Origin of the sequence: Actinoplanes sp. NPDC023801, assembly GCF_040639655.1 — a bacterium.
In the GTDB taxonomy this organism is placed as follows: Bacteria; Actinomycetota; Actinomycetes; order Mycobacteriales; family Micromonosporaceae; genus Actinoplanes.
The window spans coordinates 1-24,099 of sequence record NZ_JBFAAI010000035.1 but is presented as its reverse complement, the minus strand read 5'-3'; the positions used below and the strand labels follow the sequence as shown (position 1 = coordinate 24,099).

23 protein-coding genes, 1 tRNA gene and 2 pseudogenes are annotated in these 24,099 nt (G+C 70.8%); 13 read left to right on the top strand and 13 right to left on the bottom strand.

Annotation, left to right across the window (positions count from 1 at the left end; all coding sequences use genetic code 11):
- Positions 1 to 818 precede the first annotated feature (818 nt).
- Positions 819 to 2,420, bottom strand: coding sequence for an FGGY-family carbohydrate kinase (locus tag AB0G04_RS38380; protein ID WP_360993831.1), 1,602 nt, complete (start codon positions 2,418 to 2,420; stop codon positions 819 to 821).
- Positions 2,421 to 2,431: 11 nt separating this feature from the next.
- A complete protein-coding gene (locus AB0G04_RS38375; protein WP_360993658.1) occupies positions 2,432 to 4,654 on the bottom strand; it encodes an aminotransferase class III-fold pyridoxal phosphate-dependent enzyme in 2,223 nt (740 codons plus the stop codon).
- 125 nt (positions 4,655 to 4,779) lie between these two features.
- On the opposite strand from AB0G04_RS38375, the gene AB0G04_RS38370 reads away from it, so the two are divergent.
- Positions 4,780 to 5,979: a helix-turn-helix domain-containing protein gene (locus tag AB0G04_RS38370; RefSeq protein ID WP_360993655.1), complete on the top strand. Its 1,200-nt coding sequence runs from the start codon at positions 4,780 to 4,782 to the stop codon at positions 5,977 to 5,979.
- On the opposite strand, the gene AB0G04_RS38365 is transcribed toward AB0G04_RS38370, so the two are convergent.
- The 3 genes from AB0G04_RS38365 to AB0G04_RS38355 form a co-directional block, all read right to left on the bottom strand.
- Entirely contained in the window at positions 5,927 to 6,514 is a 588-nt protein-coding gene (locus tag AB0G04_RS38365) for an NIPSNAP family protein (protein WP_360993652.1), read from the bottom strand. The two genes, AB0G04_RS38370 and AB0G04_RS38365, sit on opposite strands and share 53 nt — an antisense overlap.
- Positions 6,511 to 6,936: an Rrf2 family transcriptional regulator gene (locus AB0G04_RS38360; protein WP_360993649.1), complete on the bottom strand. Its 426-nt coding sequence runs from the start codon at positions 6,934 to 6,936 to the stop codon at positions 6,511 to 6,513. The genes AB0G04_RS38365 and AB0G04_RS38360 overlap by 4 nt, the downstream gene beginning before the upstream one ends.
- An 85-nt stretch (positions 6,937 to 7,021) precedes the next feature.
- The gene (locus AB0G04_RS38355) at positions 7,022 to 7,333 is read right to left on the bottom strand and encodes a hypothetical protein (RefSeq protein WP_360993646.1); all 312 of its coding nucleotides are present in this window, start codon (positions 7,331 to 7,333) and stop codon (positions 7,022 to 7,024) included.
- Between the two features lie 230 nt (positions 7,334 to 7,563).
- Between AB0G04_RS38355 and AB0G04_RS38350 the strand changes: the two genes are divergently transcribed.
- The 3 genes from AB0G04_RS38350 to AB0G04_RS38340 are packed head-to-tail and all read left to right on the top strand — an operon-like array spanning position 7,564 to position 11,209.
- A complete protein-coding gene (locus tag AB0G04_RS38350; protein ID WP_360993643.1) occupies positions 7,564 to 8,199 on the top strand; it encodes a TetR/AcrR family transcriptional regulator in 636 nt (211 codons plus the stop codon).
- Positions 8,196 to 9,599 carry a patatin-like phospholipase family protein gene (locus tag AB0G04_RS38345; protein WP_360993640.1) on the top strand — a complete coding sequence of 468 codons (1,404 nt, stop codon included), beginning with the start codon at positions 8,196 to 8,198 and terminating at the stop codon, positions 9,597 to 9,599. Before AB0G04_RS38350 ends, AB0G04_RS38345 begins: the two co-directional genes overlap by 4 nt.
- Entirely contained in the window at positions 9,596 to 11,209 is a 1,614-nt protein-coding gene (locus AB0G04_RS38340) for an acyl-CoA dehydrogenase family protein (protein WP_360993637.1), read from the top strand. Before AB0G04_RS38345 ends, AB0G04_RS38340 begins: the two co-directional genes overlap by 4 nt.
- A 10-nt stretch (positions 11,210 to 11,219) precedes the next feature.
- Here the strand turns inward: AB0G04_RS38340 and AB0G04_RS38335 are convergent, their stop codons facing one another.
- Positions 11,220 to 12,704: a hypothetical protein gene (locus AB0G04_RS38335; RefSeq protein ID WP_360993634.1), complete on the bottom strand. Its 1,485-nt coding sequence runs from the start codon at positions 12,702 to 12,704 to the stop codon at positions 11,220 to 11,222.
- Between the two features lie 501 nt (positions 12,705 to 13,205).
- Here AB0G04_RS38335 and AB0G04_RS38330 point away from each other — a divergent pair.
- The 4 genes from AB0G04_RS38330 (at position 13,206) to AB0G04_RS38315 (ending at position 17,856) form a co-directional block, all read left to right on the top strand.
- On the top strand, positions 13,206 to 13,601 hold the full coding sequence (locus AB0G04_RS38330; RefSeq protein WP_360993828.1) for a YciI family protein: 396 nt from the start codon (positions 13,206 to 13,208) through the stop codon (positions 13,599 to 13,601).
- Complete coding sequence (locus AB0G04_RS38325) at positions 13,594 to 14,808, top strand: DUF6596 domain-containing protein (RefSeq protein WP_360993631.1); 1,215 nt, start codon at positions 13,594 to 13,596, stop codon at positions 14,806 to 14,808. The genes AB0G04_RS38330 and AB0G04_RS38325 overlap by 8 nt, the downstream gene beginning before the upstream one ends.
- A gap of 151 nt (positions 14,809 to 14,959) precedes the next feature.
- Positions 14,960 to 15,151, top strand: coding sequence for a hypothetical protein (locus AB0G04_RS38320; protein ID WP_360993629.1), 192 nt, complete (start codon positions 14,960 to 14,962; stop codon positions 15,149 to 15,151).
- Positions 15,118 to 17,856 carry an AAA family ATPase gene (locus tag AB0G04_RS38315; RefSeq protein WP_360993627.1) on the top strand — a complete coding sequence of 913 codons (2,739 nt, stop codon included), beginning with the start codon at positions 15,118 to 15,120 and terminating at the stop codon, positions 17,854 to 17,856. The genes AB0G04_RS38320 and AB0G04_RS38315 overlap by 34 nt, the downstream gene beginning before the upstream one ends.
- Positions 17,857 to 17,907: 51 nt before the next feature.
- On the opposite strand, the gene AB0G04_RS38310 is transcribed toward AB0G04_RS38315, so the two are convergent.
- Positions 17,908 to 18,582 carry a DUF4386 domain-containing protein gene (locus AB0G04_RS38310; RefSeq protein ID WP_360993624.1) on the bottom strand — a complete coding sequence of 225 codons (675 nt, stop codon included), beginning with the start codon at positions 18,580 to 18,582 and terminating at the stop codon, positions 17,908 to 17,910.
- Between the two features lie 53 nt (positions 18,583 to 18,635).
- On the opposite strand from AB0G04_RS38310, the gene AB0G04_RS38305 reads away from it, so the two are divergent.
- Together AB0G04_RS38305 and AB0G04_RS38300 are read left to right on the top strand one after the other, a co-directional pair.
- Entirely contained in the window at positions 18,636 to 19,322 is a 687-nt protein-coding gene (locus AB0G04_RS38305) for a TetR/AcrR family transcriptional regulator C-terminal domain-containing protein (RefSeq protein ID WP_360993621.1), read from the top strand.
- Between the two features lie 47 nt (positions 19,323 to 19,369).
- A tRNA-Cys gene (locus AB0G04_RS38300) sits at positions 19,370 to 19,442 on the top strand.
- 116 nt (positions 19,443 to 19,558) lie between these two features.
- On the opposite strand, the pseudogene AB0G04_RS38295 reads toward AB0G04_RS38300, so the two are convergent.
- Positions 19,559 to 19,844: pseudogene (locus AB0G04_RS38295) on the bottom strand (site-specific integrase); the annotation flags it as partial.
- 215 nt (positions 19,845 to 20,059) lie between these two features.
- Here AB0G04_RS38295 and AB0G04_RS38290 point away from each other — a divergent pair.
- Positions 20,060 to 20,407, top strand: a pseudogene (locus AB0G04_RS38290) (transposase); the annotation flags it as partial.
- 59 nt (positions 20,408 to 20,466) lie between these two features.
- Complete coding sequence (locus AB0G04_RS38285) at positions 20,467 to 20,760, top strand: DUF1330 domain-containing protein (RefSeq protein WP_360993619.1); 294 nt, start codon at positions 20,467 to 20,469, stop codon at positions 20,758 to 20,760.
- 87 nt (positions 20,761 to 20,847) lie between these two features.
- On the opposite strand, the gene AB0G04_RS38280 is transcribed toward AB0G04_RS38285, so the two are convergent.
- Together AB0G04_RS38280 and AB0G04_RS38275 are read right to left on the bottom strand one after the other, a co-directional pair.
- Entirely contained in the window at positions 20,848 to 21,174 is a 327-nt protein-coding gene (locus tag AB0G04_RS38280; RefSeq protein WP_360993616.1) for a tyrosine-type recombinase/integrase, read from the bottom strand.
- A gap of 325 nt (positions 21,175 to 21,499) precedes the next feature.
- Positions 21,500 to 21,688 carry a hypothetical protein gene (locus AB0G04_RS38275; protein WP_360993613.1) on the bottom strand — a complete coding sequence of 63 codons (189 nt, stop codon included), beginning with the start codon at positions 21,686 to 21,688 and terminating at the stop codon, positions 21,500 to 21,502.
- Between the two features lie 491 nt (positions 21,689 to 22,179).
- Between AB0G04_RS38275 and AB0G04_RS38270 the strand changes: the two genes are divergently transcribed.
- The gene (locus tag AB0G04_RS38270; RefSeq protein WP_360993610.1) at positions 22,180 to 22,638 is read left to right on the top strand and encodes a hypothetical protein; all 459 of its coding nucleotides are present in this window, start codon (positions 22,180 to 22,182) and stop codon (positions 22,636 to 22,638) included.
- A 47-nt stretch (positions 22,639 to 22,685) separates the two neighbouring features.
- Here the strand turns inward: AB0G04_RS38270 and AB0G04_RS38265 are convergent, their stop codons facing one another.
- The 3 genes from AB0G04_RS38265 to AB0G04_RS38255 form a co-directional block, all read right to left on the bottom strand.
- Entirely contained in the window at positions 22,686 to 23,105 is a 420-nt protein-coding gene (locus AB0G04_RS38265; RefSeq protein ID WP_360993608.1) for a VOC family protein, read from the bottom strand.
- A 264-nt stretch (positions 23,106 to 23,369) separates the two neighbouring features.
- Positions 23,370 to 23,537: a transposase gene (locus AB0G04_RS38260; RefSeq protein WP_360993605.1), complete on the bottom strand. Its 168-nt coding sequence runs from the start codon at positions 23,535 to 23,537 to the stop codon at positions 23,370 to 23,372.
- Positions 23,538 to 23,551: 14 nt separating this feature from the next.
- Entirely contained in the window at positions 23,552 to 24,001 is a 450-nt protein-coding gene (locus tag AB0G04_RS38255) for a hypothetical protein (protein WP_360993602.1), read from the bottom strand.
- Between the last annotated feature and the right edge of the window lie 98 nt (positions 24,002 to 24,099).

Below are 24,099 nucleotides of genomic sequence, written 5' to 3'. Positions count from 1 at the left end.
AACTCCTGTTGAACGAGCGCGAGCGAACCGCGGATGCCTGGGCGTTCGGCTTCGCCGAGTGATCGGGGAACCGCTGGGACCAGCCGGGGATCTTGCGGGAACGGTTGTCGATTCCGGTCGCCACCGGGGTCCGGTCATCGGTGGTATGCACGCTGAGGTCGCTGTTCCTGACGAAGTACTGGTGGAGCAGGCCGTTGGTGTTCTCGTCGGAGATGCGCCGTCATGTGCCGGCCGGGCAGACCGACGAATGGTCGAAGGACGCCGCTACATGGGCCTGGACTTGCTCCGCAAAGCTTGCCTCACACCTGTCACCACCAGCCAAGACGCGAAGCAACCGAACCCGTCGAGATTGCCGCACAGCATCAACCCGCACGGATCAGTGATGGCCGACTCTTGCACCACCCCGGCGGACGTGACCCGTCACCCACCGGCCAAGACGCCGAACTCGCCAAGATTGCTGCGCAGCAGCAACCCGCACGGATCAGTGATGGCCGACTCCTGCACCACGCCAGCGGACGTGACCCTTTGGTGTCGTGCGCGGACGACAGGGCTGGGGCACGGCAGCTTGTGATCGGGGCAGGCATTGCGACGACGGTGACGACCTTGAACGGGCCAGGCGGAACCGATCGGGCAGGGCCGAACTGGGCAGGGCCGACCGGGCAACGGCGAACTGAGCACGGCCGACCGGCAACGGCGAACTGAGCAGGGCCGATCGGGCAGGGGCGGACTGAGCAGGGCTGGGCGCGAGTGGGCGGGCCACCGTGATTGAAGGCTGAAAGCCCGGGGCGGCCGATGGCGGCCGGTCGCCCCGGGCTCGATCAGGAGGCCGGGCGGTTCAGCCGGCGGTAGACCGGCGCCAGCCGTTTGTGCAGGTCCTGGTAGATGTCATAGATCTCCAGGTAACGACCGTGGTTGGCGCCGGGGGTGAAGGCGTGGTCGTTGCGGGTCAGTGCCGGGATGTCGTCGAACGAGATCAGGCCGGCGCCGACCGCGCCGATCCAGCCGGCGCCTCGGGCGTTGACGGTCACCGGGTTGGCGTCGCGGCGGATCTCGACGCCCAGGACGTCGGCGAAGATCTGGCACCACGAGTCGGAACGGGCGGCTCCGCCGGTGATCACCATCGACGAGACCGGCGTGCCCAGGAATTTGTCGACCGCCTTGGCCAGCCAGCGGGTGTTCAGCGCGACCCCCTCGAAGACGGCACGCAGCAGGTCCGAACGGGTGGTGTCGAGAGAGATGTTCAGGAACGCGGCCCGCAGGTTCGGATCGTCGACGGGAGCACGTTCGCCGTACAGCCAAGGGGTGTAGATCACGCCGTTCGCCCCGGCCGGGACACTGGGGATGATCTTGTCGAAGGCGTCGAAGATCGTGCCCTCGTCCCGGGAGACGTGACCGGCGCTGACGATCGGGTCGTCGTACTCGACGATCTTGTCGCGCAGCCATGTCAGGTTGGCGCCGGCCGTGGCCTGCAACGCGGTCATCAGGTAGCGGTCCGGGATCGCGCACGGAATGGAGGCGATGCCGGTGGTCACGTCGGTCTTCTTCTTCGGCACGTGCGCGGCGATCCACGACGAGGTACCCAGGTAGAGATGGGTCTCGTTGTCGCGGATCGTGCCGGCGCCGATCGCCGCGGCGGTGTTGTCGATGGCGCCGGCCACCACCTGCACCGTGCGGGGGAGACCGAGGTGATCGGCAGCGTGGGGGGCGAGCGTGCCGATCACCTCGGTGCAGGCCACGATCGGCGGGAACTTGTCCGCGTCGATCCCGCTGGCGGAGACCAGCGCGGGGGAGTACCGGATGGATGGGGCCTTCCGGTTGTCGGTCACCCACGAGGTCAGGATCGAGTCGACGGTCGCCACCGTGCGGCCGGTCAGTTTCAGATTGATCCAGTCGAGGACGTTGAGGAAGGTTCTGGTCTTTCTGTACACGTCCGGCATGTCGTCGCGGACGAGCAGCATGTGCGCTGCCGGATCCTTACCGGTCACCGACGGCATCCCACCGGTCAGGCGCAGCCAGCGGGCGATCTTCAAGACCGACATGCCGTCGTACGACGGGAAGCCGCCGAACTGACGACGCAGGTGCGGTGCCCCCCGCATGTCGAGCCAGCTGATGCACCTGGTCAGCGGGTTCCCGTCGGCGTCCACCGCGATCGTGCCCTCGCCCTGCGTCGACGAGCAGATCGTCGTCACCGCGCGGACATGGTCGGGGAAGGCCCGGCCGAGGTCGGCGACGACCTCGGCCAGCGCGTCCCACCAAGCGACCGGATCCTGCTCGGCGCCGCCGCCGGGCAGCACCACCAGCGGCACCGGGCGCTCCGCCCAGCCGGTCACCGTCCCGTCGGCCGCGACCAGCGCCGCTTTCATCCCCGACGTGCCGAGGTCGATCGCCAGAACCTGCGGCGGCAGGGCCACGCCGGACACCGGTGCCAAGGTCAGACTCCTTCGACCAGCGCGAAGACCTGGTCGAAACGGGTCAGCGCCTCGTCGATGACCTCGTCGGTGTCGGCCATCGACGTGTACATCCGCGAACCGGCCAGCGTGATGATGCCGTGGGCGGCGTAGGCGGCGCCCATCTGCTCCATCAGCGTCTTGCGGCCCTTGTTCTCCTTGAAGAGCTTGACCGGGTTGCGCATGTCCAGCATCAGCACGCCACTGGACTGCAGGTGCACGATCGAACCCTGGTTGTAGGCGACATAGGGCAGGCCGTACTTGTCGATCAGCTTCTGCAGGCCTCGGGTCAGCCGGTCGCCGGCCCTGCCGGCGATCACCGGCGCGTTGGTCCGGGCCATCTCCTGGATCGCGAAGTATCCGGCGGCGCAGGACAGCGGGTTGGCCGAGAGGGTGCCGCCGACCTGGATGTGCGCACCGTGCTTGCCGTCGAGGCCGGAACCGAAGACCGCCATGACGTCGGCGCGGCCACCGACGCCACCGGCCATCGGGTAGCCGCCGGAGACGGCCTTGCCGAGGACGGTCAGGTCGGGGGTGACGCCGAAGTAGCCGGCGGCGCCACCGAGGCCGGTGCGGAAGCCGGTCACCACCTCGTCGAAGATCAGCAGCGCGCCGAACTCGTCGCACAGCTTGCGGACCGCGGCGTTGTAGCCCTTCGGCACCGGGCGGGTGCCGGACTCCGGGCCGAGCGGCTCGACCACGACGGCGGCGGTGCCCCCGCGTAGCCGGTTCTCGATGAGCTTGCGCTTCAGCAGGCCCAGATCGTGCGGGAAGGCCTCACGGGTGCGGCCCGTCGCGCCGAACGGGATGCCCTTCGCGTTCATCCGGAACGAGCCGGGCACGCGCAGGCCGTAGACCATGGTGTCGGACCAGCCGTGATAGGCGCCGCCGACCTTGATGACCATCTTCTTCTTGGTGAACGCCCGTGCCGCGCGGACGGCCGCCATGACCGCCTCGGTGCCGGAGCCGAGCGACCGGTACATCTCGATGTGCGGCATGTACTGGTGGATGATCTCGGCGAGCTTCAACTCGTACTCGTGGAACAGGCCGGTGACCGGTCCGGACTCACGGATCACCTCGGCGACGCGCTCGTTGACCGGCCCGTAGTTGCTGCCCAGGATCGTCGGGCCGCCGGCCTGCAGGAAGTCGATGTAGACGTTGCCGTCGCGGTCGGTCAGGTAGGCGCCCTCGGCCTTGTCGATCGCCAGTGGGAACGGGTAGTTGAACGCCAGGTTGTGCTGCACACCGCCGGGGATGCGCTTCTTGGCCCGCTCGGTGATCTCCTTGGAGGCCGTGCACTTGGTCTCGAAGTAGTTCAGCGTGTCGAGCAGGGCGTCGTGGCGCAGACCGCGCAGAGGCTGGGCGACCAGGGCCTTGAGCCGGCGGATCGTGTCGTCCACGTCGAGATACTCGCTGATCGAGTAGCCGAGCTCGGCCGCACTCGCGGTTTCTGCCGGGGCTTCGACGGTGCTGCTGGTGGGCGGCTCCTCGTCCTCCGGCACGCGGACCGGCTCGACCGCCTCGGTGATCTGCGCGGCGATCCGCTTCTCGTCCTTCCTCAGCTTGCTGAAGGCGATCTCACGGATCGTGTCGGGAATCGTGTAGACCTTGCCGGCCTCGCTGGTCAGCGCCATCAGGTAGGCGATCGACACCTTCTCCAGCAGCGCCATGTTGAAGACCGCGCGGTCCGGGTCGGTGCCCAGCGCCACCACGCCGTGGTTGGCGATGATGAACGCGTTGTCGCCGCTCGCGACCTTCTTCTGCACGTTCTTCGCCAGGAAGCCGGTGCCCGACGGGGCGTAGTCGATGATCGCGACCTCTTTGCCGAGGAAGCGCACCTGCTCGTCGGTGAGTGCCGGGATCGGCTTGCGCAGGAACGCCAGCGCGCTCGCGTATGGCTGGTGGGTGTGCACGATCGCGTTCACGTCGGGGCGCTCACGGTAGACGTTGGCGTGCATGCCGCACTCGATCGACGGGACCAGACCGCCGGCGCCGCCCGGGTCGGGGACGTGTTTGCCGTTGAAGTCGACGATGCAGATGTCCTCGACGCGCATCTTGTCGTAGTCGTAGTTGCTCGGCGTGACCGCATACAGCTCGTGGCCGGGGATGCGGACCGAGACGTTACCCTCGGTCGCCTTGAGGTAGCCGCGGTCGAGCATCGTCCGGCACATGTCGACGACGTGCCGGCGGGAAAGGCGATGTTTCACGGGCTGATCCTCAGGTCGCAGGTTCCTACCGAAACCATCGTCGTCCGTGGGCCGCGCCGAAGCATCATCGGTGAAACAGCAAGAATCGGGGGCCGGCTTATCACGGCGTGACAAAATCGGTGGCGATGACTACGCCCTGGCTCAACCTGCCCGGTGACTTCGCGACCGCGATGCGCCCCCGCCTGCCCGACGCGGTGCAGGCCATCTCCGCCGCGGTCGGCGAGCACACCGGAACCGCCGGCGCCGGCGAGAAGTTCCGGCGCGACGTGCGTACCGCCGTGAAGGTCGCCCTTGATCGTTTCGTCGATCTCGCCGGGACCGGCGAACCGGCCCTGCCGCCCCGCATCCGTGAGGTGTTCGTCGGGCTCGGCGCGGCCGAGGCCAGGGAGAACCGCGGCCCGGAGACCGTGCTCGCGTCGCTGCGGATCGCCGCCCGGCTGCTGCTGCGTGAGGCGACCCTGGCGTTGTCCGAGCAACGGCCGGTCAGCGTCGCCGAGGTCATCGACCTGGCCGACGCGACAAGCGCCTTCATCGACGAGCTCGCCACCGCCTGCACCGACGGCCTGGCCCGCCAGCTGCGCGAACAGGCCGGCGAAGGCGACCGGCGACGCCGCCAGGTGGCCGACCTGCTGCTCGCCGGCGGCAGCTCACCGGAGGTCGTCCGGGAGGCGGCGGCCGGCATCGGCTGGCCCGCCGTCGATGGCATCGTCCCGGTACTGCTGCCGTCCGACCAGGCCCGCGACGCCCGGTTCCGGTTCGGCGCGGACGGTGTCGTCGCCGAACGCGGGCGCGACGCGGTACTGCTGCTCCGCGCCGGGCCCCGCGCCGAACGGGCGGTGCTCGCCGAAGCCCTGCACGACCGGGACGCGGTCGTCGGGCCGGCGCTGACCTGGACCGAGGTGCCGCAGGCCGTCCGCCTGGCCGAGCGCACCGCCGAACTCGTCACCCCTGGTGCCGGGCCGGTGTTCGTCGACGACCACTTCGCGGCGCTGGCGCTGCGCGGCGAACCCGGGGCACTCGCGGTACTCACCGCACGCCGGCTCGCACCCCTGGCCGGGCTGCGGGACAGCCAGCGCGAAGCCTTCCTGGTCACCCTCTCCAGCTGGTTACGGCACTGGGGATCGCGTACGGCCGTGGCCGCCGAACTGTTCGTGCATCCGCAGACGGTCAGTTACCGGCTCAACCGGATGCGGGAACTGCTCGGCGCCGACCTCGACGACCCCCGGATCCGGTTCGAGTTGCAGCTGGTCCTCGCCTATCGGGCGGGACCGGTCAGCGCAGGGCCGAGCGGGCCGTCGGGTGCAGCCGCAGCCGCTCGGTCCTGATCACTTTCAGTCGTTGCGGCGGCTCGACGGTGGCGTCGTCGCGGGACAGCCAGGCGAACGCGTGTTCGCCCGCGCGCACCGGCAGAGCGGGGAAGTCGTTCGCGGCGTACTCGGTCGTGAACGCGGCGATCGCGTCCGGCACCAGGGTGGCGGCAGTCTCCTCGAACGGGATCTCCGCGTACCAGATGAAGGCGTTGATCTCGGATCTGCCGCCCTCGCGTGCGGTGGCCGGCGGCGGCACGATCGCGCGGAGCAGCAGCACGTCATCCGAGTCGATCATCGTGTCGTTCGCGGCCGGGCCGTGCTCCTTCCACACCGGGCCGCCATAGAAATCTCTCAATCCCCGCAGCCGTACGCCCATGTCGGCGAAGCCACGCAGCCAGACGAACCGGTCGGGCCGGTCCAGGTCGCGGAACTGGCCCAGCACGGCCATGCCGAGTTCCTCCTGCGACTCGACGAACTCCGCGTCGAACAGGTCGATCAGGTCGTCGCGCCGGCCCGGGCGCAACGTGTACCGCCGCAGCTCCACGATCACTTGAGGATCCTCTCCAGCATGCCGGCGATCGTGCGGCGCGACAGGGAGGCCCGGAACGCCTCGGTCGCCTCGTCGTAGACGTCGGTCAGCGCCGGGCGGATGCCCGCACCGACCGGGCACTCCAGGTTGGGCTCGGAGTTGTGCAGGGCCACCAGTGGTTCGGCGGAGACCGCGTTCCAGACGTCGAGCATGGTGATGTCCTCGGCCGGGCGGGCCAGGGCGAAACCGGCGCCGGACCCGCGCCGTGCCTTGACCAGTCCGGCCGTGCGCAGGTCACCGAGGCTGCGCCGCAGGATCACCGGGTTCGTGTTGACGCTTGCGGCCACCTCGTCGGAGGTCAGCCACGGCTGTCCCCGTCGCCGCGCCAGCTCCAGCCACGCCAAGGCGTGCGCCGCTATCGTCACCCTGCTGTTCGCTGCCATCGTAACCATTCTTATTACAGCGACCTGCCCGGCGCAACTCGGCAGCTCAGGGAGTTCGCGTCGCCGGCTATTTCGCGTCGCCGGGCTATGAGGTCCAGGCCTCCGCGGTCACGGTCAGGGGGAAGGCAGGACCGGGGGTCTCGGGGCGCCAGCCACGGTCCCGGGCCTCGCGGATCATCGCGGCGACGATCGACGGGACGTCCGGCGGGGTGGCGGTGCCCATCCAGTCGGTGGGGCGGGTGTCCGGGGTGGTGGCGATCAGGACGGTGCCACGGCGGTCGGCCCGCTCGATCGCGAACGAGAGCGGCCCCTGGTGGGCCGGCCGGCGGCGGACCCGCCAGCGGTAGACGACGCCGTCGACGGTGATCAGCCGGAAGCGCTTCTTCACCACAGTCATGCATCCGTCCATGCCCGGATGTGCGGTGGATCAACCGGACCGGGAGGGGGCGCCTTCAGCCCTGGCGGGCGCGCCGGGGGCAAGATGGGCCGCCTGGCTCCCGATGTGGCCCCGGTTCGCGATGGTGCGGTCGGCGGGCCGGTAGGCGTACCCAGGTTGCGATGTTGATTTGAACCGTGATTCACTCCTTGCCTTCACTTGAATCCGGATTCAGAGCTTGGGGGGACCGGATGCCCTACCGGCCGACCGCGTTGACCAGGAAGAACGCTGAGGACAAGCGCGACGGGTTCCTGCGCGCGGCACGAGCGCTGGTGGCCGCGGACGGCTTCAGGGCTGCCACCGTCGCTGCCATCGCGGCACGGTGCCAGGCCAGCGTGGGCTCGGTCTACTCGTATTTCGACAGCCGCGACCGGCTGCTCGCCGAGGTGTTCCGCAGCGCCGCCACACATGAGATCGATCTGGTGCGCGCCGCCGTCTCGGACGCCGGTCAGCAGGCCTCGGAGCGGCTCGGCGAGCTGATCCGGATTTTCAGCGGGCGGGCCCTGCAGGGCCGGCGGATGGCGTGGGCGCTGCTGTTCGAGCCGGTCAGTCCGGTGGTGGAGGCCGAGCGGCTGGTCTATCGCGGCTCCTACACCGACATCGGCGAGCAGATCATCCGGGACGGGCTGTTCAGTGGTGACTTCGTGCCGCAGGATGCCCGGCTCGCGTCGTCGGCGGTGATGGGTGCGGTGTCGGAGGCGCTTGTCGGGTGGATCCGGCCGGACAGCCCCGAGCCGTCCGCCGCCGAGCAGGCGAGCGTTACCGAGGGCATCCGGGCGTTCTGTTTCCGGGCGCTCGGCGCCGCATATCGTGGGGGGAATTCATGACCGTGACATCTGCGCTGGCCGGCGCTCGACGGGTGCTCGCCGACCAGTCCGTCAGCCGGATGCTCGGTACCCGGCTGGTCGCGTTCGGCGAGGGCAGCGCCGTCGTCGAGCTGGACATCCGGCCCGACATCAGCAACCACCACGGTGCGGTGCACGGCGGGATCGTGGCGTATGCGGCCGACACGGCGCTCGCGTTCGCCGGTGGGGCCGCGCTCGGGCCCGACGTGGTCACCTCGGGCCTGACCATCGACTACATCGCGCCGGCGCACGGCGTGACACTGCGCGCACACGGCAGCGTGATGCTGGCGGCCGGGCGGCGGGCGTCCTGCCGTTGCGAGGTGCACGCCGTCGCCGCGGACGGCACCGAGACGCTGGTGGCCGTGGCGCAGGGCACGATCGTGGCCCCGGAGAAGCCGGAGGGCACGGCCGCGCAGACCGAGCGTGCGGCCGTCGCGACCAGGAAGGCCGCGGTGCGTCTCGGGCGGCTGGGCACACCCACCGTGCAGCAGGTCCTGACCGAGCGGCGGCGCACCGGGAACAACGACGACGGCGCCACGGTCGCGCTGGTCATCGAGGGTGGCGGGATGCGCGGCATCGTGTCCGCCGCGATGGCCGCGGTCCTCGAGGAGTCGGGTTTCCTCGACACGGTGGACATGATCGTCGGTACGTCGGCGGGTGCCGTCAACGCCACCGCGATCGCCGTCGGTGCGGCCGGGCCGATGGCCGACTCGTACGCCGAGGTGTTCTCCTCGCCGGAGTTCATCGACGTGCGCCGGGTCGTCCGCGGCCTCCCGGTCATCGACGGGCCGCTGCTGGTCCGCCGGGTGGACGAGCTGTTCGGGTTCGGGTCGCTGATCGGCACCGAGGGCTCCGAACGGCTCGTCATGGTCGCGACCGACGTGGACACCGGGCGGGCCGAGGCACTCACCGGCTTCACCGACCGCGACGACCTGGTCGGCTGCCTGCACGCGTCCGGGCTGCTGCCGCTGCTCGCCGGCGACCCGGTCGAGCTGCGCGGGCGCCGCTGGCTCGACGGCGGCATCGTCGAGGCGGTGCCGGTGGTCACGGCGGCCGCCCGCGGCGCCACCCACGCGATCGTGCTGGCCACCCGGCCGCCGGGCACGCAGCCCGCCTACGGCGCCGCGGACGTGGTGGTCGAACGCTACCTGCGCCGGATGAACCCGGAACTGGCCGCCGCCTACCGGGGCCGCCCGCACCGCTACCGGGAGACCCTGCAGCAGGTACGCGACGGCTGGTCACACGGTATGAGCACGCTGTCGCTGGCGCCACGGCTCGGCGATCCGCTGCCCGGCCGCCTGGAACGTGACCAGACCGCGCTGCGTGCCGCCCGTGCCGCGGCCGCCGCCACCGCCCGATCCGTCCTCGAGGAGCTGCGGTGACCCACGACGTCGTCAACCAGGCGCCACCCCGCGCGGGCCTGAACGAGTACCTGACCAACCCGGCGCTGGTCGAGGCGGTCACCCGCTACGACGCCGGCTGGGCGGCGGGCTCGCTGACCACGGCCGGTGAGCTCGTCGGCCGGGCCGGTTTCCAGCGTGACGCGGAGCTCGCCAACACGTCGCCTCCGGTCTTCAGCAGCCATGACCGGTGGGGACACCGGGTCGACGCCGTCGAGTTCCACCCCGGCTACCACCGGGTCATCGGCGCGGCGATCGAGCACGGCGCGCACACCAGCTGCTGGTCCGAGCCGCGGCCCGGCGCACACGTGGCGCGGGCCGCGACGTTCATGCTGTTCGCGCAGATCGAGCCGGGGCACGCCTGCCCGGTGAGCATGACCCACGCGGTGGTGCCGTCGCTGCGGTTCACCCCCGCGCTCGCCGCCGAGTGGCTGCCGCGGGTCTACTCGCGGGAGTACGACCCGGAGCTGAGGGCCGGCAAGACGTCGGCGATCTTCGGCATGGCCATGACCGAGAAACAGGGCGGCTCCGATGTACGGTCCAACGCGACCCGTGCCGTCGACGCCGGCGACGGTACCTGGCGCCTGACCGGGCACAAGTGGTTCTGCTCGGCCCCGCAGTCCGACGCGTTCCTGGTGCTCGCCCAGGCGCCCGGCGGGCTGTCCTGCTTCCTGGTGCCGCGGGTGCTGCCCGGCGGTGACCGCAACGTCTTCCGGATCCAGCGGCTCAAGGACAAGCTCGGCAACCGGTCGAACGCGTCTTCGGAGATCGAACTGGACGGCACCGTCGGCTGGCTGCTCGGCGAACTGGGCCGTGGCGTCCGGACGATCATCGAGATGGTGGCGCAGACCCGGCTCGACTGCGTGCTCGGCAGCGCGGCCGGGATGCGCCAGTCCGTCGCCGAGGCGGCCTGGCACGTGCGGCACCGCAGCGCGTTCGGGTCCGTGCTGATCGACCAGCCGGCCATGACCGCCGTCATCGCCGACCTGCAGCTGGAGGCCGAGGCGGCCACGTGGACGGCGATGCGGCTGGCGGCGGCGTACGACAGCGACGACGCCGAGTCGGTGGCCTTCCGGCGGCTGGCCACGGCCGTCGGCAAGTACTGGGTGTGCAAACGCGGGCCGAACCACGCCTACGAGGCGCTGGAGTGCCTCGGCGGCAACGGGTACACCGAGGCGTTCCCGCTGGCCCGCCGTTACCGGGAGCAGCCGGTGATGGCGGTGTGGGAGGGGTCCGGCAACGTGATCGCGCTCGACGTGCTGCGGGCCATGGCGCGCGAACCCGAGTCGGTGCAGGCGTTCGACCGGGAGATCGCGTCGGCGACGGGGGCCCATCCGGTGTACGACGCGCACGTCGCCGCCACCCGCAAACTGATCGCCCATGTCGCCGCCGACCCGGCCGCGTCCGCCGGCTCGGCCCGGCGGGTGGTCGAGTCGCTGGCCCTGGCGTTGCAGGGGGCGGTCCTGATCCGGGAGGCACCCGCCGAGATCGCCGACGCGTTCGTGGCCGCCCGTCTCGGCCCGGACCGCGCCCTGGAGTACGGCGCCCTCGACTCGTCCCTGCCGCTGGCGAGGATCGCCGCCCGAGCCTGAGCAAGGTCTGTCACGGCGGCGGCAGGTACGTGGCGCGGACCGTGACGCGCGGACTCGGCGCGGACTCCTGGCCGGCCGCGCCGACGGCGACGACCACGTACTCGTGGGTGGTCGCCGCACCGACCGGCAGCGTGAGTGACGTACCGGTGGTCTCGCCGACCACCTGGGCGCCCTCGTACACCCGGTGGACGGTGGCCGGCTCCCCGCCGGTCGATGCTGACCAGGCCAGCGTCAACTGTGCTCCGGAGGGCCAGGCACCCGGCGCGTTCCCGGTGACGGAGAGAGCGGCGGGCGCCGCCGGCCGGGCCGCCGGGCCGTCCGGGGTGGTGACCTCGGCGCGCCGGCTGCGCGGCGTGTCTCCGCACGCCTGCGGAAGGGTGGCGACCACGCGGTACACGTGCTCCGATCCCGGCGGCAGACCGGTCAGGACCAGCTCCGGGTAGCGGGTCGTCGCGACCGGGGTGTCCCGGTCGAAGACGGTGTACGAGGTCGCGGCCGTCTCCAGGGTCCAGGACAGGCGCACCGTACTCGACGACACCGCGGTCACGTCCGGTACGGCCGGGCGGGGCGGCTCGCTCAGGCAGGTCTCGGTGCCCGCCGAGACGGCGTTGCTGGGCGCGGACTCGTTGCCCGCGGCGTCCAGCGCCGCGACGGTGAAACGGTGCCAGGTGGCGTGGTGCAGCCGGTCCACGGTGGCGGTCGTGCCGGTGGTCACGGCGACGAGGGTCGCGCCGTCGTGCACCGCGTACCGGGCCGGTCGCGGTCCGGGCGGTGCGGTCCAGGTCAGGCCGACGGTGGAGTCGGTCCGGCCGGACACGGTCAGGCCGGTGGGGGACTGCGGCGGTGTGGCGCTGCCCGCGGCGGTCGTGACGGTGAGGGACCCGACCGGAACGGTGCCACCGCCGCCGATGTGACAGCGGTTGGGACGGTGCAGGACGACCTGGTGGGCCGTCGCGGGTGTCAGGCCGCCCACCCGGGCGCCGGTCGTCGACACCGGGCCGAGGCTCCGGCCGCCGACCCGCAGTTCCAGGTCGCCGCCGAGCGGATGCCGCGTCCACGACACGGTGAACCCGGTCGCGGTGATGTCGGTGGCCGTGACGGTCACGCCGGCGACCGGCATGCACTCGGGGTTGTAGCCGTACAGCCAGGATTGTCCGCTGACCGGGGAGGTCCGCGCCGACTCCCGCCCGCGCTGGTCGACTGCCGCCACGGTGTAGGTGTGCGAACTGCCGAACGGTACCTCCAGGTAGGTGGAGGGGGTGCTGACCCGCGCCACCACCCGGTCGTCCTCGTAGACGCGGAAGGAGGTGGCCCGCGGCCCGGAGCGGGGTTGTTCCCAGATGAGTGAGATGCCGGTGCCGATGGTGCTGGCCCAGAGCCCGGTGGGCGTGGCCGGGCCGGAGGGGGCGGCGTGGGCGGGCACCGCGGTGGTGAGCATCGCGGTCGTGGCCGCGGTGAGCAGGACGGCGGCACGACGGCTGTTCGGTGGGCTCACGGGCGTCCTTCCGAAGGTAATCGATGTCAGTCGAATCGATTGCCGGCATGCTGTCAATCGGCCGCGGGAGCCTTCCCACGCTCCGGGAGCCGCACACGCGGGTCACGGCGAGCAGCCAGATCGCATATGTCACGAACAGCAGCCGCGGCGGCCAGCCCTCGGGCGGGACGACCGTCGCCAGCAGCACGTGCAGGATCAGGCCGGTCAGCGGCAGCCGGCCCGTCCAGCGGAGCACCCGCGCGGAGTCCGGGAGACTGCGGGCGAGATCCCGGTTGATCAGCAGCGCCGCGAAGGGCAGAAGTACCAGCGCCGAGAGGCCGCAGACGACGTGCAGCCGGCCGGCACCGGTCATGGCAGGCCACGGGGTCGCCACCGGATCGGCGACGAGGACGCCTGCGCCGGCGGTGCCCACGACGCAGACGCCGAGCAGGAACAGGCCCAGCCGTCCCCGGACGATCGGGCGCACGACGGCGAAGAGCAGGGGGAGCGACCGTGAAGTACATGATCATGATGACCGGCTCTCAGTACGACTTCGACCGGCTCTCCGGCAAGGCCGACGACGCATTGTCCGGTCCGGAGGCCGCCGCACTGTACGAATTCATGACCGCCTGGAACCAGCGACTGGTGGAGTCGGGCGAGTTCGTCGAGGCTCGCGGTCTGGCAGCACCGGTTCACACCCGCCGCATCACGCTGCGGGCCGGCGTCCCGGTGGTGACCGACGGGCCGTACGCGGAGACGCAGGAGGTCCTGGCCGGCTACACGATCGTCGAGTGCGCGGGTTTCGACCGGGCCACCGAGATCGCGGCGCAGCTCACCCTGGCTCCCGGCACGCCCGGCGACAACTGGTACGTGGAGGTACGCCCCATCCTCGAAGGTGCCGGTGACCTGGATGCCTGATCGCGGGATCGAGGACCTGCTGCGCACCGAGGCGCCGCAGGTCCTCGGGGCCGTGGTGCGGCGGTACGGCAACTTCGGCACCGCCGAGGACGCGGTGCAGGAGGCACTGGTCGCGGCGGCCGGGCAGTGGCCCACCGGCGGGGTGCCGGACAACCCCCGTGCCTGGCTGATCACCGTCGCCGCCCGCCGTCTCACCGACCTGCTGCGCAGCGAGCAGGCCCGCCGCCGGCGCGAGGAACAGTGGCGGCCGGTCGAGCGGCCGCATCTTCCGGATACCGACGACACGCTGATCCTGCTGTTCCTGTGCTGCCATCCCGCGCTGTCGCCGCCGTCGCAGATCGCTCTGACCCTGCGTGCCGTGGGCGGCCTGACCACCGGCGAGATCGCCCGCGCGTTCCTGGTGCCCGAGGCGACCATGACCCGCCGGATCACCCGGGCCAAGCAGACGGTCCGGGACCACGGCCAGCGGTTCCTGATGCCGCCGCCGGCCGAACGGGCCGAGCGCCTCGACGCCGTCCTGCACGTGCTCTACCTGATCTTCAACGAGGGGTACGCGGCGACGGCCGGCCCCGACCTCGCCCGGCCGGACCTCGCAGCCGAGGCGATCCGGCTCGGCCGCCTGCTGCACCGGCAACTGCCCGCCGAGCCGGAGGTGACCGGCCTGCTCGCGTTGATGCTGCTCACCGACGCGCGGCGGCCCGCCCGTACCGGCCCGGACGGCGCGCTCATCCCGATGGACGAACAGGACCGGGCCCGCTGGGACGCCGGCCTGATCGCCGAAGGGATCGCCCTCGTCGGCGATGCGCTGCCCCGGGGTGAGATCGGGCCGTACCAGGTGCAGGCGGCGATCGCAGCCGTGCACGACGAGTCACCGAGCAGCGCGGCCACCGACTGGCCGCAGATCGTCGCGCTCTACGAGGTGCTGCTGCGGGTCTCCGCCAACCCGGTGGTGGCGCTCAACCACGCCGTGGCGGTCGCGATGCGTGACGGCCCCGCGGCCGGGCTGGACCTGATCGCCGGACTCGGGAACACACTGGACGCGGACCACCGGCTGCACGCGGTACGTGCCCACCTGCACGCGATGGCCGGTGACCACGCCGCCGCCCAGGCCGGTTTCGAGGCCGCGGCGATGCGGACGATGAGCCTCCAGCAACAGCGTTACCTGCACCGCCGGGCCCGGCGTGAGGCGGATCTGGCATCTCCGTAGGGATGGCCAAGGGTGTTCCTAAGCATGCCTAGGCCCTGCGGAGATCCGCCTAAGTATGTTCTGAGCAGCGAAGATAGGTAAACGCTCCCGATGTGGCGAGTTCTCTTCCCCGCGACGATTGATGCATCGACGGAGAACGAGGAGACAGACCATGTTGATGCATCCGGGAACGATGCTGGAGCTGGCGAACGAGCGCAACCGCGGCCTGATCGCCGACGCCGAACGGGGACGGCTGCTGGCGGGTGCCCGTGCCCGCCGGGCGCGGAAAGCCTCGGCGGCGCGCGGACAGCCCGCCGGTACGCTGACGTCGTGCGACCCATCCGCGGCGGTGCCGGCTCGGTGATGATCGGGCGGGAGAGCGAGCTGCGCCGATTGGCGCGGCTCGCTTCGTCACGTGACCCGGCGGTGGCGATCATCGCCGGTGAGCCGGGCATCGGCAAGACACGTCTGGTGCACGAACTGCTGGCGACGCTGCCGGCCGAGACACATGTGCTGGTCGGGCAGGCCGAGCCGGGGTCGCTGTCCCGGCCGTACGAGGTGCTGCTGGACGCCGTCGAGGGCCGCTCCGAAGTGGACGACGACCTGCTGGCTGATCTGGCCGACCCGCGCCGCAGCCCGGTGGAACGCCTGCACACCGGACTGGCCGTGATCGCCGACCTGATCGGGGACTCGCCCGCGGTGATCGTGTTCGAGGACCTGCACTGGGCCGACTCGGAGAGTGCCGCACTGTTCGAGCGGCTCGCCGACCAGCGCGGGCCGCGGCTGCTGATCGGCACGTACCGGCCCGAGGAGGTCACCCGTCGTCAGCCGGTGGCCGGGCTGCTGGCCCGGATGGAACGACGGCACGCGGTCGCACACGTACGGCTGGATCGTCTGACCCTGGCGCAGACCGCGGCGTGGCTGGCCGCCGAGACCGGTGCACCGGCGCCCTTGCGGGCCGCCACGGCACTGCACCACCGGACCGGCGGCAACCCGTTCTTTCTGGAGGAACTGCTGCGCGCGCTGCCCGGTCACGACCTCGAGTCGCTGGTCGAGCAGCCGCTGCCGTGGAGCCTGGCCGAGGTGCTGCGCCGGCAGGTCGACGATCTGGAGCCGGTCAGCCACCGGATCGTTGAGGCGGCGACCGTGCTCGGCCACCGGATCCCGTTCGACCTGCTCGCCGAGGTGACCGGCACCGGTGAGGACGAGCTGATCGCGGTGCTGCGTGACCTGGTCACCCGGGGCGTGCTGGTGGAGTCGGGCGACGACGAGTTCGCGTTCCGGCACGCGCTGGTGCGCGAGGCGATCGCCGGCCAGATGCTCGGCCGCCAGCGGCGGCGGCTGCACGAGACGGCACTGGACGTGCTGCTGCGCGGCGGCGCGTCGGATCCGGCGATGGTGGCGCACCACGCGCACGGTGCCGGCCGCTACGACGACATGATCGAGGCGGCCCGCCGGGGTGCGGCGCTCTACCTGTCGATCGGGTCGGCCTATCAGGCGCTGCAGCTGGCCGAGACGGGCCTGGACGAACTTCCCGACGACACCGAACTGCTGGGGTACGCGGCGCGTGCCGCATGGCTGGCCGGGCTCCTCGACGACGCGCTGCGTCACGGGCGGCGCTGGCGTGACCTCGCGGGAACGAGCACCGATCGGGCCGAGTCGCTCTATCTGCTGGTCCGGATCGCCTGGGAGTCGCGGGAGACCGCCGAGATGCGAGCCCTGACCCACGACATCGAGACCCTGATCGCGCAGCTGCCGCCCGGCGCGGACCAGGCCCGCGCGATGACCGCGATCGCCCAGTCGGCCTACCTGCGCGACGACCTGGACGCGGCGCTGCGCTGGTCGGATCATGCGCTGGAGCTGGCGGACGAGTTCGACCTGCCGGCGGTCCGGCTGGCCGCGCTGCTGGAGAAGGGCGCGACGCTGACCGAGCGTTCGCACACCGCCGCCCACGGCCGCAAGATCCTGTCGGCGCTGGTCGACGAGGCGGAGCGCGCCGGCGAATGGGTGCTGGCAGCCCGTGCCCTCAACGCGCTGGTGCAGGACGAACCGCCGACGTCGCCGGCCGAGCACGCGGCGATCCTGGAGCGGATGCGGGCGGCCGCCGAGCGGGCCGGGTTCGAGTCGCTGGCGGTGGCCACCTACTTCCAGGGCCGGGCCCGGCTCGCGGTGCGGGCCAGTGATCTGCGGGCCGCGATCGAGGCGCTGGAGGAGGGACGGGAACGGGACCGCGGGTTCCAGCGCCGGGGCCGCTGGGCCGACTATCACGGGGTGTTCCTGGCCGGGCTCTATCTGGAGGCCGGCGAACTGGACCGGGTCGAGCAGGTGATCGCCGACCTCGAGGCGGTGCCGAACAATCCGCCGTCGACGATTCCAGGGCTCGCGTTCCATCTGGCCTGCCGCCGCGGCGACCTGCCACGGGCCGAGCGGATCATGGACGAATTGCTCACGGCACTGGCCGGACAGACGTGGCGCAGCGGCGAGGCGGCCCACGACCTGGTCTCGGCGGCCCTGGAGCTGGGCCTGCCGCGGGCCCGTCTCGACAAGCTGGTCACCGCGTTGCTCGACGCCGACGTGTGGGACGCCTACCGGACCCTCGTCGAAGCCCAGACAGCCGAGGCGCGGGGCCGCCACGCGGAGGCGCTGGCGGCATATCTGTCGGTGGTGGAGGCGCACGTGCTGGCCCCGGCGATCCGTGCCACGGTCCGGGTCGGAGCCGCCCGCTGCCTGCTGGCCGCCGACCGTCGAGCCGAGGCCGCCGCGCAGCTGGAGACCGCCGCGGCACTGCTCGACGGGTGGGGCGGCTGGCGGGTGGCACAGCTCGACCGGGTGCGCGCCGGACTGGGGCTGGCCCCGGCCGGTACCGAGGCGGCGGTCACCGGCGCGACCGCGCTGACCCCGCGGGAGCGGGAGGTGGCGGTGCTGATCAGTGACGGACTGACCAACGCGGAGCTGGCCCAGCGGCTCTACATCTCACCGAAGACCGCCGCCGTGCACGTGTCGAACATCCTGCGGAAACTGGGCGTCGGGTCGCGTACCGAGGTGGGTGAACTGGTCGGCCGCCGCTGACCGCCGTCGAGGGCGGTCAGCCGGTAGGTGTCCGGTGTGGCCGGACCCTGGTTACGTGACCTGTACCGGTTCCGTTGCGCCCTCGGCGAGCCGCCGTTTCGACGGCTCGCGTCCGTCCTCCTTGCGTACTCCGAAGATCAGCAGATAGCCGATGATCCAGAACTCGCCGATCGTGGCGAGGTAGGTCAGCGGGTCGAAACGCACGAAGGCGTGCAGGACGTAGCCAACCCCGCTGGCTACCAGGATCCAGCCGAGCGCCTTCGGCATCAGTCCGGTGTTCAGCACGGCGGTACCCATCGGGATCAGCCAGAGGCCGAAGAAGACCGCGCCGACGATCCACAGCTGGCCGCTGATCGTGAACAGCAGCTGGACGGTGTTCGCGGCGTCGCCGAAGGGGTCGGCGGCGATGCTGTTCGCGGTCCCGAGCAGACCGGCACTGACCAGGATCAGCGTCGAATTGATCAGGCCGAACGCGGCGATGCCGGCGGCCGAGACCGGGTCCGTGGTGCGGAAGAGCCGGTAGAACCAGGCCGCGGTGAGCGCCTGCGTGAGGACGATCAGCAGCTCGAAGACGACCAGGGCGGTCGCCAGGTTCGGGTGGCCGGTCAGGTTGGCCAGGGTGGCGGCGGGGTCATCGGCGTCGTACAGGCGGGGCCGGGTGACGAAGAAGCCCAGCATGCCGCTGATGGCGAGGCCGAGATAGAACATTCCGGTGGTACGGGCCATGATCTCTTCCCTTACGCCGTAAGGCTGATGTCTTACGCAGTAAGGTAGGCGACGTGCGCAAGGCGTTGACCCGAGAACGAGTACTCCGGGCCGCAGTCGCGATCGCCGACCGGGACGGGATCACGGCCCTCACCATGCGGCGCCTCGGTGCCGAGCTCGGGGTCGAGGCGATGTCGCTGTACCACCACCTGCGCGGCAAGGACGCGCTGCTCGACGGGGTTGCCGAGACGCTGGTGGGCGAGGTCGTCGCAGCCGCCGAACGGGTGGACACCGATGCCGGCTGGCAGGCACTGCTGCGGGCCCGGTTCCTCGCGGCGCGCGAGGTGATGCTGCGGCACCGCTGGGGGCCGGGCGTGCTCAACAGCCGGCGGGAGGTGCCGTTCACGGTGCTGCGCTACTACGACTCGATCATCGGGGTCATGATCGGCGCCGGGTTCTCCTACCGGCTCGCGCACCGGGCGCTGCACGCGTTCGGGAGCATGCCGCTCGGGTTCGTGCAGGAGGTGTTCAGCCCGGCCCCCTCGGACGCCGGCGCCACCTCGGACGCCGGAGCCCTCTCGAACGCCGGCGCCACCTCGAACGCCGGCGAGGACCCGGAGATGCCGGCCGATCTGCTCCCGAACCTCGTGGCGATGGTCGCGAGTGAGGCCCACGAGGCCGAGCTGGGATGGTGTGACAGTCAGGTCGAGTTCGAGTTCACTCTGGACCTCCTGCTGGACGGCCTCGACCGGGCACGCTGAAACCCCGCGGAAAAGTGTCGGTGGGCTCGCGTATGCTCCGGCGCGGCGAGGTCGTAGCGCAGAGGTCGTCGCGCCTTGGCTGCAAGCAGGAGGACGCCGGTTCGAATCCGGCCGGCCCCGACCATTGAAATGCCCTGACCAGCAGGAATGCTGGTCAGGGCTTTTGTCCTTTTATTTGACCCGTTCCCCGAAAACCCTTACTTACCCGAACCGGCGGGCCGGTTCGTCTTCGGTGATCATTCGGTCTGTTGGATGCGGTTACGGGGCGGGTTTGTGGCGGTCGTCCGGCCGGCACCGAGCCGCTCGAGGATGGCCGAGTTGTCCGGTGCGATCGCGGGTTCGGCGATGTAGTACGTCGTGGTGACCTCTTCGCTGCCGTGGCCCCGTCGAGCTGCGGCGCTCTTGGTGTTTGCCTCATCGTCGATGAGCGTCGCGACGGCTTTGCGGAAGGTGTGGGGAAGTTACCCAGGGGAGGTCGGTGTCTTTCCTGGCCTGCCGCCACTGGCAGCGGACGTTGTTGGGCTGTCGCGCCGGACTCGGGGCACAGTTCCTGTTCCAGCTGTCCAAATTATGGCGCCGGATTGCGCGTGATCACCCAGGACGCCGCCGACGTGCTCGCGGCGTGGATTCATGCCGAGGGCGCAGTGGTGTTGTTCGAGCAAACCCGGGCGTGGCCGCGCCGCGAGCGGGTGCTGCTGCCCGGGGTCGGTGTGCTGGCCCGGCTGCCCGGGGACCGCGATGCACAGCCCATGTGGCTGTGGTGCTCGCGCACCGGCGCGGACCCTGAGGATGTGGACCGGATCTGGCAGGCATACCTGCGGCGCTTCGGTTTGGAGCACACGTTCCGGCTGTTCAGGCGGACTCTCGGCTGGACCCGGCCGAAGCTGCGCGACCCGCGAGCAGCCGACCGATGGACCTGGATCATGATCGCCGCCCATACCCAACTACGACTGGCCCGACCGCTGGCCATCGATCTACGCCGACCCTGGGAGCAACCGTCACCGCCCGACCGGCTCACCGCGGCGCGGGTCAGGCGCGGGTTTCGGAATCTGCGCCCGACATCGGCTCTCCCGGGGGCAGCACCGAACCTTCGTGCCCCGGCCCCGGACCTATCTGGCCAGCTGAGCGGAGCATCATAAGGAGCATGACCGCCTATTGGATCAATACGTTCACCGCTATCCACGACGAGGCCAGGCTGGCGCGCTACATCGAGTTGGCCGGCCCGGCGATGCGGGCGGCAGGCGGGGTCTTCCTCGCCCGCGGCAACCCCGTACACGTGCTGGAGGGATCCTCTGCTCTGCGTACCACCGTCATCCGCTTCGACAGCGTCGATGCCGCGGTCGCGGCCTACCACAGCCCTGGCTACCAGCAAGCGCTTGCCGAGCTGGGTGACGGTGCCGAGCGCGACATTCGGATTCTGAACGGGGTAGAGAACTGACGCCTGGTCCATGGAAGCGTCGTAGGCGCCACTCCAAGACCAACGGAAAACACTGGCCCGCCAGTTGACTGCACGAGCGGCACGCGGTCAGGTGCCGAAGGCGGCTTCGACGACGGCGGCCTGTTCGGCGGCGCCGGCGCGGAAGTACCTGGCCGACGTTTCGATGGAGGCGTGGCCGAGCAACGCCTGGATCTGGGCGGGGTCGGCGCCGCCCGGGCGTAGCCGGGTGGCGTAGGTGTGCCGCAGCCGGTGGGGTCGCAGTCCGGGCAAATCGGCGGCCGCGCCGACGGCGAGGACGGCCTGGGTGATGCCGGAGATGGTGAGCCGGCCGCGCTGCCCCAGCCACAGCGGCCCCGGGGCGCGGTGGTCGAGCCAGGCCCGCAGCGCTTTGCGGGCCTCCTGGGGTACCGGCACGGTCCGGACCTCGTCGCCCCCTTGCCGTGCAGCCGCAGCATGCCGGTGCGCTCGGTGAGCACCAGGTCGTCGTAGTCCGGGCGGGCGCACTCCTTGACCCGGGCGCCGCAGTAGAGCAGCACGGCGATGATCGCCCAGTCGCGGCCGCCGCCGCGGCGGGCGGCTCGTTCGGCCTTGCCCTGCTGCGCGCGGTCCAGGGCGTCCGGGGCGCCGGCCCGCGGCACGCTGGGCCGGTCGACTTCCAGCCGCATCCCGGCGCCGTGCTCGTAGAGCAGGGTGACGGCGGCCAGCGCCTGGTTGACGGTGGAGGGCGCAAGCCGCTCGGTCAGCAGGTGCCGGCGCCAGGCGGTGACGGCGGACTCGGCGCCGATCGCGTCGGGGTGGACGCCGGCCTGCCCGGCCAGGTGAGGTACGCGCGCAGGTGCCGGAGGTAGGCCCGTTTGGTGTGCGGGGACACCTTGGACCGGTCGAGGTCTCGCTCGGCCGCGGCGAGCGCGACGACGTCGGCACTCACCAGAGGACACCCCATTCCTTCTTATCCGCTGAGTTCCCGGCCGCGACTCGCTTCCTTCTCGCCGTCATTATCAACTGAGATCCCACCGAACTCGGCGGATAACGCTGGTCGCTGGTAGCGCCGTTCCTAGATCCGAGCCGGCTGGAAGTCAATGACCGGCGGGCTAAGAATCGATCCCTGTGGGCAGGGGTCGCTAGCCTCGGGGCGTGGGCAAGAGTAGGCGAGGTTCCCGGCCGCAGCGCCAAAAGCCGGTACAGAGTCCAAGGTTTTCCCCTGAAGGTCAACCCGCAGCGGCCAACAGCGCAGGACCACCTCCCACACCGCCGGTGGACCCGCCAGCTGGCGGGCCGGTCGACCGCCCTCACATTCCCACCCCGGCAGTACTGATCCCGCTCGCCATACTCGTGATCATCGGCGGGCACCTCGGCGCCGGCTACCTGGACGATCCCGCATCGATTCCCCACCCCTGGCAGGAAGTTGCAGGCTGGGCCATGGGCATCGTCGTCTTGCTGGCCGCGTCCACATTGACCCAAGTTCTAGTCATCTTCACGGTCCCGCTGCGGTTACCCTCGATGAGGCGTTACCTCGAACTGGTAGGCACCTACTCGGTGATCGGCGTCATCCTGGGTCTCGCCCTGAGTTTCCGCGGGGCTATGCACCTGTTCTTGGACGCCGGTCGCGACGCCAGCCGGTACGGGCTCCCCGAGTTCCTCAGCACGGTGAGCGACGACGTCACCCTCGCCACCCTCGTCATGGTGGCGGCGTGCTGGTGGCACACGCCCATGCTGTTCCGGGACCTGGCCGCAACAATCAAGGAGAAGGTCGCCCACCGGGAAGTACGAATACGTGGCATGGGCTGGGGCAGCGCCCTCCTCATCCTGCTCTCCGGCAACTACATCGGTCTCCAGACCGCGTTCTTCGCCTACCAGCTGCTGACCCGGTACCCGTAAGCGTTGCACTGCCAAAGATGTGCCACGGCAGGAACTCAGTGGCTCAGTCAGAGGACCAGGTTGTCGCGGTCGTCAAACTTCCAGCCGTCCTCGTACAGCACCTCTACCAGGTGGCCGTCGGGGTCGGTGAAGTAGCCGTTGTGTCCCCAGGCGTTGGCCCCTGCCGGCCGGGTGACCGTGGCGCCCAGGCCCTTGGCCTTCGCGATGATCCGGTATACGTCGTCGGGGCTGCGTGCGATGTACGCGAGCGCGAAGCCGGCAAACCCACCCGGCCCATGATCGGTAAGCCCGGCATCGGCGGCGAACGCCTCCCTGGACTGGAACGCGACGGCAACGCCGCCCAGGTCGAACAGCGCGAACTCGTCGGACCCTGAGGCGGAGCGCTTCCAGCCCAGAGCCTCGTAGAACGCCACAGAACTGAGGACGTCCCGGACACCAAGAAGGATCAGATTCAACCGTGGTCGCATGGGTCGTCTCCTGTCACCGGTGCCGGAAGCGTCATCCTGCCATCGTCGACCAACGATCGAGCACGCCGCTACGCGGCCCAAGCCGTTCGGCTTCCATTTGCTCCTCTGTCAAGGAGCGGGTATCGGCTGGTGGGTGCTGGCGCGGAGGGCTTGGTGGATGACGTCGGAGAGGCGCCGTTTGAGGATGCGCAGGGCTTCCATGCCGCCGTCGCCGCCAGCTTTGCGGCGGGTGATGAGGGTCTGGGCTGGTGGTTGGCAGCGGGCCTAAGTGATCGAGATGCGGTGCAGGGCGGCGTTGAGCTGCCGGTTTCCGGTGCGGCTGAGCCGGTGCCGGGCACGGTTGGACGACCGGACAGGCAGGGGTGCGGTGCCGTTGTGGCGGGCGTAGGCCGCCGCGGACTTGAACCGGCCGATGGCGGCGGTCTCGCCCACGATCTTCGCGGCGGTCAGTGCCGCGCAACCAGGATCTCGAGCAGCGCGGGCGCCAGCTTCCTGGCGAGCGCGGTGATCTCGTTTCCAGGATGTTGATCTCGGTGGTGAGCCGCCGGCACTGTTCGGTGATGGCCAGGGCGATGCGGGCGACGGTGCCGGTGCGTCCGGTCAGCTGGTCGGCGATGGTGGTGAAGGCGCGGATGCTGATCAGCGACCGCGGCCGGGGCCCACTGCGGGTCGAGGTCGTGCAGGTGCCAGCGCAGCGGGTCGACGGCACGGGTGCGTTCGGCGACCAGGTCGTCGCGGCGCTCGGTGAGTAGCCGTAGGTCGCGTTCGGATCCGTCGAGGTGCGCGGTGGGCAGGTCGGGGTCGCGCAGGGCGGCGAGGGCGTCGATCGGGTCGGACCTGCCGTAGGTGCGGGCGCCGTCGCGGGCGTGCGCCATCAGCTTGGGTGGTACGCGCATGATGCGTTCGCCGGCGGCGAGTAGTTACGTTCCAGGTGCGGGGTAATGGCACGGCAGTCCTCGATCGCCCAGACCCGCTCATCGCCGTGCTGGCCGGC